The organism is Propionispora vibrioides, assembly GCF_900110485.1.
Taxonomy (GTDB): Bacteria; Bacillota; Negativicutes; order Propionisporales; family Propionisporaceae; genus Propionispora; species Propionispora vibrioides.
In genome coordinates this window covers 99,811-114,852 of sequence record NZ_FODY01000011.1, presented here as the reverse complement: position 1 = coordinate 114,852, position 15,042 = coordinate 99,811, and the positions used below count along the sequence as shown (strand labels likewise).

Annotated in this window: 12 protein-coding genes; 9 read left to right on the top strand and 3 right to left on the bottom strand. The window is 42.1% G+C overall.

Features of this window, described 5'->3' with window-relative positions; translation table 11 throughout:
* The first annotated feature begins 142 nt into the window (after window positions 1-142).
* From BMW43_RS10700 to BMW43_RS10670, 7 genes are all read left to right on the top strand, one after another.
* Window positions 143-2,701 (top strand): glycosyl hydrolase, encoded by a 2,559-nt coding sequence (locus tag BMW43_RS10700; protein WP_177173552.1) that lies wholly within the window; start codon window positions 143-145, stop codon window positions 2,699-2,701.
* 119 nt (window positions 2,702-2,820) lie between these two features.
* Window positions 2,821-3,432, top strand: coding sequence for a hypothetical protein (locus BMW43_RS10695; RefSeq protein WP_091746906.1), 612 nt, complete (start codon window positions 2,821-2,823; stop codon window positions 3,430-3,432).
* Window positions 3,433-3,614: 182 nt separating this feature from the next.
* Complete coding sequence (locus BMW43_RS10690; protein WP_091746904.1) at window positions 3,615-5,627, top strand: cellulase family glycosylhydrolase; 2,013 nt, start codon at window positions 3,615-3,617, stop codon at window positions 5,625-5,627.
* A 394-nt stretch (window positions 5,628-6,021) separates the two neighbouring features.
* Window positions 6,022-6,606, top strand: coding sequence for a nitroreductase family protein (locus tag BMW43_RS10685; protein WP_091746901.1), 585 nt, complete (start codon window positions 6,022-6,024; stop codon window positions 6,604-6,606).
* 90 nt (window positions 6,607-6,696) lie between these two features.
* The gene (locus BMW43_RS10680) at window positions 6,697-7,077 is read left to right on the top strand and encodes a VOC family protein (RefSeq protein WP_091746898.1); all 381 of its coding nucleotides are present in this window, start codon (window positions 6,697-6,699) and stop codon (window positions 7,075-7,077) included.
* 28 nt (window positions 7,078-7,105) lie between these two features.
* Window positions 7,106-7,894, top strand: a complete 789-nt coding sequence (locus BMW43_RS10675) for a histidinol-phosphatase HisJ family protein (protein ID WP_091746895.1) — start codon at window positions 7,106-7,108, stop codon at window positions 7,892-7,894.
* Between the two features lie 398 nt (window positions 7,895-8,292).
* Window positions 8,293-9,384 carry a mechanosensitive ion channel family protein gene (locus tag BMW43_RS10670; protein WP_218140649.1) on the top strand — a complete coding sequence of 364 codons (1,092 nt, stop codon included), beginning with the start codon at window positions 8,293-8,295 and terminating at the stop codon, window positions 9,382-9,384.
* Between the two features lie 157 nt (window positions 9,385-9,541).
* Here BMW43_RS10670 and BMW43_RS10665 read toward each other — a convergent pair whose 3' ends face one another.
* Together BMW43_RS10665 and BMW43_RS10660 are read right to left on the bottom strand one after the other, a co-directional pair.
* Window positions 9,542-10,537 (bottom strand): dihydroxyacetone kinase subunit DhaK, encoded by a 996-nt coding sequence (locus tag BMW43_RS10665; RefSeq protein ID WP_091746892.1) that lies wholly within the window; start codon window positions 10,535-10,537, stop codon window positions 9,542-9,544.
* Between the two features lie 482 nt (window positions 10,538-11,019).
* The gene (locus BMW43_RS10660) at window positions 11,020-11,526 is read right to left on the bottom strand and encodes a flavin reductase (protein ID WP_177173551.1); all 507 of its coding nucleotides are present in this window, start codon (window positions 11,524-11,526) and stop codon (window positions 11,020-11,022) included.
* A 298-nt stretch (window positions 11,527-11,824) separates the two neighbouring features.
* Between BMW43_RS10660 and pdxR the strand changes: the two genes are divergently transcribed.
* Window positions 11,825-13,213, top strand: a complete 1,389-nt coding sequence (pdxR, locus tag BMW43_RS10655) for a MocR-like pyridoxine biosynthesis transcription factor PdxR (RefSeq protein ID WP_091746886.1) — start codon at window positions 11,825-11,827, stop codon at window positions 13,211-13,213.
* A 152-nt stretch (window positions 13,214-13,365) separates the two neighbouring features.
* Here pdxR and BMW43_RS10650 read toward each other — a convergent pair whose 3' ends face one another.
* Window positions 13,366-14,202, bottom strand: a complete 837-nt coding sequence (locus BMW43_RS10650) for a DJ-1/PfpI family protein (protein WP_091746883.1) — start codon at window positions 14,200-14,202, stop codon at window positions 13,366-13,368.
* Between the two features lie 227 nt (window positions 14,203-14,429).
* Here BMW43_RS10650 and BMW43_RS10645 point away from each other — a divergent pair, with 227 nt between their 5' ends.
* The gene (locus BMW43_RS10645; RefSeq protein WP_091746880.1) at window positions 14,430-14,951 is read left to right on the top strand and encodes a MarR family winged helix-turn-helix transcriptional regulator; all 522 of its coding nucleotides are present in this window, start codon (window positions 14,430-14,432) and stop codon (window positions 14,949-14,951) included.
* The last annotated feature ends 91 nt before the right edge of the window (window positions 14,952-15,042 follow it).

The following is a 15,042-nucleotide window of genomic DNA, read 5'->3' as shown; positions in this document are numbered from 1 at the left end:
TTGCGGCGCAGCAAAGGAGGCGGCAGATAATATGAATGAGAAGATGCTTAGAAGAATGTTACCATTGACGTTATCGGCAAGTTTTTTGCTGAGTGGATTGCCAGAGAACTATTTGCCAGCGCCCCTGCAAGGTGTTTGTACTATGAGTCGTGCGACGGCAGCCGAAGCGCAAACCTGGGATTTTTCCGGCGGCCTTGGCCCGTGGCATTATGGCGGTGTTTGGGATTACAGCGGTACACCGGAGCTTACTTATGATGCTGCTGTTGGCGATGGCGCGGCAAAACTGACCGTGGATTTTACCAATAATGCCAAAAAGAGCTGGAGTGAAATCAAGCTGGAGAATGGTGCTTTGCCTTTGGCATTAGAGGGCTATAATGTAGTAACCTATGACTTTTACTTTAATCCGAAGTCAATGAGCAGCGGGACATTTAAGACCAAGTTGTATATGACATCGGATAAAAATCAGGAAGTAGTGAATACCTATCCGGATATTGATTTGGATTCTGCCGAACCGATTGCGGGGACCAGCCTTAAAAAGGTCAATGTACATATTCCTTTTGAGCCGGCCAATGCGAATGTAGCCTATTTTATGATCAGTATTGTTGGCAGCAATACTGACTATAAGGGTGAGCTTTATATCGATCAGATCACCCTGGGTCATGAAGTCGTAAAAGACATCTATGTGGATTATACGGCTACGTTGGCTAATAAGAGCAAAGTGGATATAAATATGTTGAAAATTCCGGCTGTAGTGAGTCCCGTGGATGCAAAAGCAGACAGTAATACGGTGAAGCTGTTGGCTTATTTAAAAGGTATAGCGGAATCGGGTAAAACTCTATATGGTCACCAGAATGATCTGCATAAGAAGGTTGGCCGTGGTGTAGGTCCTTCCGATACCTACGAACTGACCGGTGACTACCCGGCGGTAGTCGGCATGGATGGCTTGGCACTGACCGGCAGCGAGCTGGATTTGACGGATGCGGAAAGGGCTCAGGGGATGACTTTTGTTGATAAGGCGGCCAATGTTGGTATGGAAGCCAACCGGGTAGGCGCGATTGTAACCCTGTCCTGCCATATGCCTAATTTTGCCGAGGTAGCAGCGAAAGGCAAGAAAGATGGCAAATATGACTACTCCGGGTATACGCCGACCGTAACGAGTGGCGATGTGGTAGCCCGCATTTTGCCAGGAGGTGATTTGAATAGCGTGTATACCGGTTACCTTGACTTGGTGGCGGAATATGGACAAAAGCTGCAGGCTCAGGGGATTCCGGTATTGTTCCGTCCGTTCCATGAGAATAACGGGAGCTGGTTCTGGTGGGGCGCGGCTTTTTGTTCGCCGAGCCAATACAAGAATCTCTTCCGGTATACTGAAGAGTATTTACGCGACAAGAAGGGCTTGCACAATTTCTTGTATGCTTACTCTCCGGGAGGACCGTTTATCAGCGAGGAAGATTATTTAACCCGTTATCCAGGCGATGCCTTTGTTGATATTATCGGCTTTGATATGTATCACAAGGATCCGGCCGTGCAGGATACCTGGATGGATTCTTTTGGCTCGACGATGGAACTGGTTCAGCAATTTGCCCAGCAGCATAATAAGGTAGCTGCCGTTACCGAAACAGGGATTCTCGTTGGCAACAGCGCGATGGCGAAAGCGGGCAATAAGCGTCCCGATTGGTTTAAGGAGGCGTTGCAGGCGGTAGCGAAACACAAGATGGCCTATTTCATGACCTGGTCTAATTTTGATGAAACGAATTTTGATCAGCCCTATATGATTAGCGATAAGCGCGGTCATGAGATGATTAATCAATTTGTTGATTTTTATAATCAGCAGGATGTCGTCTTTGCCGGCCAAATGGCGGATTATAAGACATTAAATATAAAGCAACAGGCGGCCGCCGGCACGTATGGGTATCTTATCGCGCCCAATTCTAATGAGCGCATTTGCCAACCGGTCAGACTCAAGGCCAATGTAGCCGGCAAGGTTCAAAAGGTGCGCTTTATTGTTAAGAAGGCCGATGGCACAGCTGTTGCGGTTATGGATGCCAAAAAAAGTGGTGGAACCTATGCGGCCACTATGACCGAGGCGAGCTTGTCTGCTTTGGGTAAGACGGTGGGAACGGTGGACTTACAGTTGGATGGCAACACGGTGGATTCGGTAAAAGTCCTTTATAATATGCCACAGCCACCGCTTGATCCATCCTTGGTAGATGATTTTGAAAACTATTATGGGGATAACGGTATGCTGCAGTCGGCGTATTCGACCAATATCGGCGCAGGCTGTAATGTGACCGCCACGTTGACTGAAGACGTGGCAGAGCATAAAAGCGGTGATACGGGATTGAAGTTTCACTATAAAATTGGTAAGGGTGGTTATGCCGGGGTGATCAAGAGTTTAAAAGGGGTCGACTGGTCGGCATATAACGCTATTCAATTCTGGGTTAAGCCTGATGGGCAAGGGCAGCGGCTGATTATTCAGCTTAACAGCAACGGGGAGGATTTTGAGGTCGATCTTGCCGAAATGGCCAAAGAGAGCGGCCCGCGTCTGGTAACTATCCCGTTCAGTCAATTTAAAGGCAAGCAAAATGGCAAGTTCGATCAAGCACATGTACAGCATTTTGCGATCTATTGTAATACTATTGGAAATGAGATGGTTGATTCAAACCTGTATTTTGATGATATCAAAGCAGTTAAGCAATAGGAACAAAGCCACTAAGGCGAAGGAAAGCAGGGATATTATTGCCGTCTTAGGAAAAGGTGTGCAACAATGTCCCTGCTTTTTATTTATAATTTGAATTGTGTTAAAAGGAGTTGGGATACATGAAAAAAACAGTACTGAAGAAATTCATTCCCGTGATATTGTCAGCAGCTTTTTTGCTGTCCGGCTTTTTAACGGTTCCTGTAGCAGCGGCGACGGAACTGACAGTCTGGAATTTTGCTCAAGGTGCGGATGGCTGGGCTTCCGGCGGTGTATGGAATTATGATGGTGCGCCGACTATATCGTATGATGAAAAAATTGGTGATGGTTCGATAAAATTAGATGTTGATTTTCATAAGAAGGTAAAAGAGAGCTGGAGTGAGGTGAAGCTCCATAATAGTGCCATCGATAGTTCTCCACTGGCGTTGGATGGCTGTGATTTGTTAACTTTTGATTTCTATTTTAATCCTAGCAAGCTGACCAATGGCTCTTTTAAAGCTAAAATTTATATGAAATCAGATTCAAATGTCGAAGTAGTTAATGTATGCCCGGATATCAATGTTCTGGCAGCTAGTCCGGTTGAAGGAACAGAACTTAAAAAAGTGAAGGTCAGTGTGCCACTTCAAGCGGTAACAGCAAAGGTTGTTTACTTTGATTTTAGTGTTGTAGGTAGCTATACAAGCTATAAAGGTGAAATATATGTAGATAATATTGCGTTGGGAAAAAGAGGCTAATTATATCGCATTGAAATAGAGGAGACAAATCATAGGAATGAAAAGCTGCGGAATTGCAGGGTGTTTGTAGTATGAGCAGTCCGATGGCAGTTGGAACACACACCTGGGATTGAAAGGCGGGGAGGACCGCATGGAGGTAAGACATTGTTCAATATATTTCGAACGAGAAGGAGAACTATGTTATGAAAAGAAGAAGTTTTGTTTCTTTAATTATGTTGGCCTTATGTCTTTTTTCAATTATGACTTCAAAATCAGTTGCTTTAGCTAATGATAGTAATGAGCAAAATAGTAATTTTGTGACTCGCCAAGGCGATAAACTTATGTTAAATGGTAAAGAATTTAGATTTTCCGGTACAAATAATTATTACTTTCATTATCGTTCTAATGCAATGATTGATGATGTAATGGATAACGCCAGTAAAATGGGATTAAAGGTAATAAGATGCTGGGGTTTTATTGATGGGACAGGCGAAGCTAAAACAACAGTGCCCAAAATAGAAATGCAGCCTAGCATGGGGCAATATGGCGAAAGCGGTTTTGAGAGATTAGACTATGCTATCAAGAAAGCTAATGAAAAAGGTATAAAATTAGTTATAGTATTAGTAAATAACTGGGATGATTTTGGCGGTATGAACGCCTATGTCAATTGGGTAAAAGATCCGAAAAGACATGATGGCTTTTATACTAATGAAACAATAAAAAGTGCTTATAAAGCGTATGTCAAGCACATGTTGAACAGAGTGAACTCCTATACTGGTGTAAAGTATATGGATGATCCTACAATTATGACATGGGAATTAACTAACGAAGCTCGTTGTGAATCTGACCCATCCGGTAATACACTTTTTAACTGGACAAAAGAAATGAGTGAATACGTTAAGTCCATTGATAATAAGCATCTTGTAGCATTAGGTGAAGAAGGATTTATAAAAGATTCCAAAAGCACTATTTTAGAATATAATGGTTCAAAAGGTCTTGATTGGGGCAAAATGATTACATTACCAACGATTGACTATGGTACTGTACATTTATATCCTGATTATTGGGGTGATCCTTGGAAAGATGGTGTGAAATCGGGTTCTGCTTGGTTAAAAGCTCACGCTGATTTAGCGAAAGCTGCTAACAAACCTGTCGTTTTTGAAGAATATGGAGTATTAGATACAAGTGTTACCAATCGTGATTATGCATATCAGACTTGGAATGACTTAGCATATCAGCTTGGCTATAGTGGAAGTATGTTCTGGCTGTTAACAGGCATTGACGACTTAACTCCTGATGCTGAGGGACTTTATCCTAATAACGATAGTCTGAGAATTGTATATAATAAGAAAGAAAATGCATCTACCGTTAAAATTTTCGAAGAAAATGCAAAATTGATGAATGGTGAAACTGTAACAAGAACTCCCCATATTTATATAACTGCACCAAGTAAAAATGAAAGAACGAAAGATACTGCTTTTGTAGAAGTTAAGGTCATATCATATGGCAAAGAAATAAGTAAAGTAATGTTTTCAACACCTAAAAAGAAAAATATCATAATGAAAGAAGATGAAGGGTTATACACGTATGACCTAGATGTTTCCAAAGAAAAAAATGGTAAGATGCCTGTTTCGGCTACAGTTCAATTTAAAGATGGTACTTCAGCAACTACATCAGATATAATAAATGTTAAAAACAAAACAGGCAAATTGGTTACTGTCAAAACGTTTGACTTCAGCAATGGTTTAAATGGCTGGGATCAAAACGGCACATATCAATCAGATATTTATGCCGTAAAATATAATAAAGAAGTTGGTAATGGGTCCGTAGAACTAGATGTTAATTTCCCAGGTCGCTCTGATTGGGAAGAACTTAGGATAGCTAATAAATCTTTAGATTTAACTCCATATGAAGGCGTTAAATATGATATTTATATTCCTAAAGACGGATTAGCAGCTCATGTTCAATTAAGACCTTATGCGGTTGTTGCCCCAGGCTGGGTAAAATGTGGTGTAGATCAAAATAATGCATATATAGGTCAATTGCCTACTGTTACTTTCAATGGAAAAGAATATGTAAAGTTACAAGTTACTAATGTTTTTGAAGGACAATCTAAAAATAAGAGTGAACTTGATATTAATCTTGTTGCTAATATGTTCAAATATGAAGGTCCAATATACTTTGATAATATCGAATTGCTTCAAGAAGTAGAATAGTTATAGTAGTTAATAGCAAATAATTATTCCTTAATATGATGAAGCAAACTTGTATTTTGATGATATCAAAGCAGTGAAGCAATAAAGCGGGTAAGGTAAAAGGAACCAGGGACATGGTTGCCGCCTTGGCAAGAGGTGCAACCATGTCCCTGGTTTTTATTAATGTAGTATAAGTTTTGGAGAGTAGTCTGAATTATGACATGCATATTGGTGAAAGTTAGGATCGCAAAAGCTGCTTACTATGATATGCAGGTAGTGGGGCAGGATAAGTATAGAAGATAACGAAGATGAATATGGTGAAAGTAATTGGGATTAATGAAAATCCGGTATAGGTTATTAAAAGCAGTTTTATGATATAAAATGACTTTCTTACTTGAGAGAGGGGGCTTTTAGAATGAATGAGACAATTAAAACAATTTTAACCCGAAGAAGTACACGCTCTTACAAGGAGGATCAGCTTCCGGACTCGGACCTGGAACTGCTCATTAATGCGGCCATTCACGCTCCTACCGGTGGTAATTCGCAGAGCTGGAAGTTTACCGTTGTGCAAAGCAAGGAAAAGCTTTGGGAACTTAATCGTCTGGTAAGGGAATCGTTTGCCAATTTAATCGTCGATGAGAACACCTATCGCTCCAAACGAACCGGAAAAATCGCAGCGCAGCAAGAGGCATACAACTTTTATTATCATGCGCCTACACTAATCATTGTGTCTAATGATAGAGCATACTCGAATGCTATGGCCGATTGTTCGGTAGCCATGGAAAATATACTGTTGGCGGCGACATCGTTAGGGCTTGCTTCCTGCTGGATCAACCAGCTAACCTGGTTTTGCGATGACGTGAACATGAGGAAAGCGTTAACTGACTGTGGAATTCCTGAAAATTATATCGTCTGCGGTGCCGTTGCTCTGGGGTATAGTGCGTCCAACAATGACAGCCTGGTGCCCCGCAAGAAACCGGATGTGAATATCATACGGTGAGGCAATTGTGATAAAGTTCCCCCGGCGGTGCTTAGATAAGAGGTTGCTAAAAAAAGCGATATATCCCAGAGGGGGAGGAGCGGTATTGCTATGAAGATTGAACATATTGCTTTATATACCAGTCATTTGGAAGAACTGAAAGAGTTTTATATTACATATTTTAATGGCAAAGCAAACAATAAGTATGTAAATTCGCTAAAGGGCTTCGAGTCGTATTTTATTACCTTTGAATCAGGCGCCAGGCTGGAGCTTATGCGCCAACAGGGCATGGCGGAGCGCAGCGTCAATACGGCGATAGGATTGGTCCATCTTGCCTTTTCAGTGGGCAGCAAAGAGAAAGTCGATGAATTAACCCAAAGATTGGAACAAGACGGGTTCAAAAGAATCAGCGGTCCCCGTTTAACGGGAGATGGTTATTACGAAAGCTGTATTTTAGACCCTGATAGCAATCTGGTGGAAATAACAATATAGGAGAACGCTACTAAAAAGGAGGGTGTACGTGTTAGCTGATTACCATATTCATACACGATACTCCAATGATTCATTCTACCCCATGCAAGATATGATTGAACAGGCTATTCGTTTGGGCCTGAACGAGATTTGTATTACCGAGCATGCCGACTATCTTAGAAATGATCTTACCTACATAGTCAATTATGATGAATATCTGGCAGAATACCGTTGCCTTAAGGTAAAATATCAAGATAAAATCCGTATCCGGTTTGGCGTGGAATTCGGTGTGCAAGTGCATACGATCAAAGATTTTGAACGTGATTTTGCCGCTTATCCGTTCGACTTTGTTATTCTATCGAATCATCAGATTGATGATCAGGAATTTTGGACAGGTGAGTATCAACAGGGAAAAACACAGCGGGAATACAACCGGGGATACTATCAGGCCATATTAGACGTAATTTCCAATTTTAAAAGTTATAGTGTCTTAGGACACTTAGATATGATAAAACGTTATGACCGGGCAGGCATACTCGAGGACAAGATGAATGAAGAACTGATAAAAGACATTTTAAGATTGGCCATTGCCGACGGCAAGGGACTGGAGGTCAATACTTCCTGTTTTCGTTACGGACTGCCGGACCTTACCCCGTCGCGTACTATTTTAACCTGGTATTATGAACTGGGCGGTACCATCCTTACGATTGGCTCCGACTGTCATGAGGAAAGCCATTTGGGCAAGCAGCTTTTATATGCGAGAGAAGAATTGAGGAAAATAGGATTTAGGCAGTTTTGCACCTTCGATAGAATGAATCCTATATTCCATGATCTATAGAGAGGCTTTTAAAATAAGACTCTTGCTAAGATGTGTATTTGAACTGTTCCAAAACTAACGGACAATAATAACAAATCCAGTCGTAGTCTAGCTCCAAATTACGCAAACTGGCACCGTTTTTCGTACGGTGCCAGTTTTGCGTTTAACTGAATATGTTGATAATTATAAACATGGGTATACCTCAATGTGCTGCCTGGTTTCTGCTAAGTATGATGGATCAAGCAACGATATATGTCTTCATAAGGGTTGAAAATGAAAGTAAAAACTTATATAATGCAATAAAGTTGTTTGTTGGTTTTTTAATCATGCAGCTTTATAAAAAATTTAGAGCATCAGTAAGGGTCGGAAGCAGCCTGCTGTGTATCATATGGACTAGATGCATAAAGAGGGAGAGGACAATGATGCCGACGGAGCTACCAATTCCTGAGCATTTGTACCGGTTATTGCTGTACATTGCAAGCCATATATCTTTGTACAATCTGGCTATTGCCCTTGTTATATTTCTTGTTTTTTGGGGTTTTAAAAACTTATTTGCTAATTATATTTTTCATTTTTTCCTTAATCTTTTTTGCCGGGAGGGGGCCAAGCAGGATTCTTTTCTGCTTGTTTTACGAAATCCCGTTAAGAACGCCATTGTCCTTACCGGTGGATACTTGGCTTTGCAAAATTGTGTGCCGGGTACACTTGATTTTTGGTTGAATAATCTATTCAGGACAGGGAATATTATTTTGTTTTCTAATGCGGTATATGCCTTGATTGGTTATTATGCGGCAAATCATGAGGAAATTCAGAAGATTTTTAACCGGGAAGTGGATAAAATTTTAATACCTTTTCTGTCCAAGGTATTAAAATTCATTGTCTTGGCATTAGCTTTTGTTGCTATGGCCAGTACATGGGGATACGATGTAAATGGATTTATTGCAGGACTGGGACTGGGCGGATTGGCTTTTGCTTTGGCGGCAAAAGATCTTTTGGCTAATATTTTTTCCGGAATTGTTATTATAATAGATAAGCCGTTTAGTATTGGTGACTGGATAAAAACGAGCGAAATGGAAGGAACCATTGAAGATATAAATTTTAGGAGCACCAAAATACGGGCGTTTGATCAAGCTCTGGTTACAGTACCCAATGCTAATTTGGTAAATGCTCCTATTGTCAATTATACGAATCGGTCTATGCGCCGAATTACGTTTCAGATGAGAGTACGTTATGATACCCCCGGATACAAATTGAAAGTGTGTATTGATACAATTGAAAAATTTCTCCGGTCGCATCCGTATGTTGATCAGGATACAATATTTGTGAAGTTTGACTCCTTTGGAGATAGTGGTTTGGAGTTATTTCTATACTTTTTTACCACAACCACCGTGTGGGGGGAGTATCTTGCGATTAAGCAGGATATTAATTTTAAAATCATGGAAATTCTGGAGAAAGAGGGAGTTAGATTTGCCTTTCCCAGTACTAGTGTTTATGTCGAGAACCCTGGGTAAACGGTTATTAATTAAGTATAAAAAAATGGAGCATGTTAGCTCCATTTCTTTCTTATTTTTTAGATACCGCTTGGTGTTTGGCATATAGGTAAATCTGACTTTGACAAGCTATCTCAGCTGTCACGGGCAGTGGAAGTTAGCTTGTCTGTTCATTTTTTTACTTAATTATACAATAGGGTGTAGCGCAAGGCGCATCCAACAATGTTTTTAACTCTTCATCCAATTTTATCAATGTAATGGACATGCCCACCATGTCCATGGAAGTTGCATAGTTACCGACAAAGGATGCATGTACCGTTATTTCATGCTGGGCTAAAATTTGCGCAACCCGTCGATAGACAATATGTAGATCCATCAGAGGGAGCCCGCCCAAGCCATTTACCAGGACATTGACTTCATCCCCTTTCAGGAAGGGAAGGTCATTTACTATATAGGGCATAATTTTTTCAACGACCTTATCGGCCACTTCTAATTTACCACGCTCGACACCCGGTTCGCCATGGATACCCATACCGATCTCCATATCGCCATCTTCCATTTTGAAATTCGGGCCGCCGATTGCGGGCAAGGTGGCCGATGAAAGCGCTACCCCCATCGAACGGGTATGATTATTTGCATGGATTGCGGCAGCTTTTACTTCATCCAAGCTGGCCCCTGTATCAGCTTTTGCGGCAGCCGCCTTGAATACGAAAAAGTCACCGGCAACGCCCCGCCGGTTGGAAAATGTTTTGGATGAGAATACATCGTCTGTTACTAATACGGTTTCTACCCGGATACCATCGGCTGCTGCCATTTCCACGGCCATATCAAAATTCATAACATCACCGGCATAGTTTCCGTACAAGAACAGGCAGCCTTTTCCGGTATCAACAGCCTTAATAGAATTATAGCAAGGTTCCGGTGAGGGAGATGTATTGATGTTGCCAATGACTGCCGCATCAGCGAAGCCGGGGCCTACATAGCCTAAAAATAGGGGCTCATGACCGGAACCGCCGCCGATAATAACGCCGACTTTATCTTTTACGGGTGCCGTTTTACTGACCACAACCCGCCCGTCGTGATCCAGCAGTGTAACGTATTTGCTATGGGCTAAAACAAAACCTTCTAACATTTCTTCCACCACGTTGTAAGGATCATTTACCAATCTTCTCATAACAAAACCTCCATCAAACGTTATGTTTTAATGCCAGGAATAAGGTAAACCAGCCAAAGGGTTTGTTTCACCTCCCGCTACGTGAATTTACGTAAAACGTCAACTGGAAACAGTTGCGGCGTTTTATGCGAGCTTTTAACCGGAGACTTCACAAAGTGGTTGCTAATAGTGCCGATCAGACCGTTGATTATTGAAGAAGAGGTACGGAAATACGTAAGTGTTAACGATATGGTGGAATTTACCAATTATGCTTGTTATATTATATGGTAACTGATAATCCGGAAGAACCAGAATGAAAACTGCATAAAAAGACCTGGAAATCGAAACTTTTAAAAGGAAGAGAGAACCTCCGTGTAATGCTTGATAGCAAGTATTGCAGGGGGTTCTCCTTGAATAGTTGAAGGAAAGGCATAAAATCAAACAGATGCAAATTCCATTTATGAAAATATGTTGTTTAGAGACCTAGCTTGTACGTGGTATCGCTATTTGTGGCGGAGTACTTTTTCGATCTGTCCGAGATAAATCCTGTGAAAGGTTGTAGAATCTCTATAGTATTCTTTAAATAGCTGCTGTGAATCAAAATGATCCTTTTCTACATCAGTATGATACACTTTTTTGCAGACAAAAACTGTTTTTGCCTCTTCAAAAAGAACCGTGTTCTCGAATGGAATGGGATGCAGCCCCGATTCAGCCACTTTATCACATTCATTGCCATGCATTTTACCGCAAATCTGTAGGGCTGGATGCTGTGGAACATCGAAGAAAGATACCGTAAAGTAGTCATTGTTCGCTAAAAATTGATAGGAATACCTGTCGGGATGAACATATACCTGCATCATGGGCTTGAGAAAAAATTTCCCGCACATAACTCCGGTGATTGTCATCATGTTAAACCGTTCTTTTGTTCCGGCGGTTAAAAGCGCCCATTCCTCTACTTTCGTGAAAGGGTTAAAATCAAACTGTTTAAACGTTACTTCCTCGAAATTCATAAAATATCCTCCTTGTGATAAACATTTAGTCATAGTGGCTTGAAGTAAGCTGTGAACGACGAAAACAAAGGACAAGAGCATAGGCCATGAAGGTCTGATTGTTGTAATTCATTCCCAATGGTCAGCAATATAGAACGGTCAAGTATATATTTCAATGCATTGAATGTTTATATTATATAAGTATATACCTTCTGGAAAATCAATAGTATAATAGGTGCAAAATTTCAGTTCCTGTGTCATGCTTATACAGACTTTTGCTTTTTGCCGTCAGGCAGCATTTTCTATAAGGAGGCCCCTCATGTACCTACTGGCTGCAAACAGTAAAAAACCGCTCTATCATCAGCTTTACCAGCAAATGCGCGCCAAAATTTTAAACGGTGAACTCGACGCACAGGCCAAATTGCCCTCCAGCCGCCGCCTTGCGGCAGAGCTCCATATCAGCCGGAATACGGTGGATACTGCTTATCAGCAGCTCTTATCCGAAGGCTATATTGTGGGAAAAAGCCGTAGCGGCTATTATGTGGAAACACTTCGCAACACTAAATTGTCCGCCTTTGCGGAGGTGGCTCCGGACATGCTTTCCGGTCAGTCGCAGCCCGATGGAATCTTATACGATTTCCGGTATGGCAATTTAAGCCCGCAAGTCTTTCCTTTTGCCCAATGGCAGCGATTAACCAACCTCTGTCTGCGACAGGATAAAGATCAGTTTTTGAACTACAGTGACGTTAGGGGTGAACCCGGACTACGCCAGGAACTGGTAAAATATTTGCATGAATACCGGGATGTCCGTTGTACAGCCGATCAAATATGGATTACTTCCGGAACGATTCCCTGCCTGATGCTTATCGGTCAGCTCCTTCGAACGGAGGCAAGTGCCATTGCCATGGAAGATCCGGGCTTCGCCGCCGCCCATTCGGCCTTTACCAATTACGGCTTTCAGGTGCCGCTTATTCCGGTTAACAGCCACGGCCTCAATGTTAAAGCCCTGCGGACTGTAACCGCTCAGGCTGTGTATGTGACTCCTTCGCATCAATTTCCTACCGGCCGCATTATGTCCATCACCAGGCGGTTGCAGCTTATTGACTGGGCCTTTGACCAGGATGCGCTGATTATTGAAGATGACTATAACTGTCATTTGCGCTATGACGTAAAACCCGCCCCGGCGTTGCAGGGCTTAGCACCGGATAAGGTAATCTACATCGGCAGCTTTTCTAAAATCCTTTCGCCGTCCCTGCGGGTTGCATTTATGGTATTGCCGGAAAAGCTGTCGCTGCATCTACAGCAGAAAACCGAAAATTACGCCTGTTCAGTGCCATTGCTCATCCAAAAACCTTTGGAACGGTTCTTACAGGAAAATCTTTTTGAAGGTCATTTGCGGAAACTACTCCGTCAGTTTAAGAAACAGAGAGATAGTCTACTGCGGGCGCTGCAGGAGCATTTCGGGGACACCGTCACAGTATCCGGAGTAAATGCCGGCCTTCATATCCTGCTGCAGCTCAATCAGCCGGTGTCCTCACAGGAGCTGGTAGCCAGAGCGGCTAAGGCCGGTGTAGCTGTTAACGGCGATAATCTCTGGGTGGAATCCTCCCCGGGGCAAGCGGGCCGTATTCTTTTGGGTTTCGGTGCCATGGCAAACGAGGATATTGATCCGGCAGTCCGCTTGTTGCGTCAGGCCTGGCTTAACTGAGTCGGTCTAAGATCAGGCGTGACGCCGCATATTGGTACTACGGCAAGATGACAGGGTGGTTAACTTGGCCTATTAACAGTAAACAGGGCTATGGAATGTGTAATTTCCATAGCCCTGTTTATTTATGTTATTTCTTAAAACTATACCGGATGCTAGAAGGAGGATTCAATAGCCGCTACCGGGCACAGCTTGGCACACGGTCCGATACCGACACACCGTTCTGACTGAATCTCAAACTGTGTTTTGCCTTCGACAACCGCATGGAAAGGACAAAGCTTTGCGCACTTGCCGCATTTGATACATCTATCGGTAATTGTGCGATGGACAGGCAGTCCGGCCAGTTTTCTTTGCACGCTTTTCCAGGCGTCGCCGTATTCCAGTATTTCGCCGGCTTTAAAAAAGGCACTGCGTCCGGCTGTTTTATAGACGATGTGCATGGCGGCATCGTAGCCGGCTGTAACGCCGGCCGCCGTGATAATGCGGCCGGTGTCAACAAACCGGTCATTTTTTTTCAGCGTGATGGTGGGATCAATAGCTGATAAATCATCAAAAGTCAGATGATGTGTTGTCACTGACAGCCCGTTAAGGAGCCCTGCCTTAGCCAGTAATATAGCTCCGCTGCATACGGATAAGGTAATAGCTGCTTTATTGCTCTGCTTTTGCAGCCAGTTAATGACAGTGGTATTGGCTAACAGTTCTTCTGTGATCGTGCCGCCGGGAACAACTAAGATGTCGATCGCGGGGCAATCACTAAAGGTGTATTCTGCCTTAAAAAGCAGTTCTCCCGCCAGAGTCCGCAGATCTTTTTTAGTTTCACTGACAGTGAATACGTCATACATAGTATGTGAAGTTTGATATAGTGTAGTCCGCTTTTTAGACGAGGCAAAATCTACCGCGGAAAATACCTCATAGGGGCCAATAAAATCAGTTGCATCAGCACCATCGAACAAAAATATGCCTACTTTGAGTGGTAATTCATTATTATCCATTGCTCAGAACCTCCAACACTTATTCATCTGTGCACATGATAGCTATATTAAATCATGCAAACTGCCCCTGTAAAAGGGCCAGATTTTAAGAAGTGAAGGAGGCCAGTAGTTATGTGTACTTGGAGATTTAGGATTATTGGATTTAGATAAGTGAGAAGATTGACAGCGTGATATGGTGAAGAATATAATTAACGTGTTAATTATATTCTTCGTTCAAGAGGGTGAATATGATCGAATTTGATCTACTTGATATTCCAGCACGAAAAACCTTACAGGAACTTTCTCGAAAAAAACCGGAATTAGACGTACTTTCATTAGAAAGTATGCTTAAATTTTTACGAACAGCGTATGAAATGCATAATACAATATATGGGGTTTTAGAAAAGTACGGATTATCCAAAGGGAAATTTACCGCCTTGATTATTATGTATTCTGAGGGTCAAGCTGGAATGAATCCGTCCGAAATAGCTGAAAAGGCTGGTGTAAGCCGTGCTGCAATTACCGGATTACTAAGCAGGCTGGAACGGGATGGGCTGATTGAGCGACAAAACGATCTTCATGATGGAAGAATGACAACAGTCAGACTTAGTTCAAAAGGTGTAAAACTTATGGATAAAGTCTTACCTATACACTTTCTTCATTCGGCAGAAGTCATGAGCGAATTATCGGAACAAAACCATATACAGTTAGAAATTTTATTGCAGAAGATGAAAGAAGGTATTTTTCTTGCCAATGAAAAGGATTGGTAATCGGTTATGTCAGAAATAAATCATGCTATATAGTTAACGTATTAACTATTATAGACAATTCATTACAAAGGAGTATTCGTTTATGAAAACA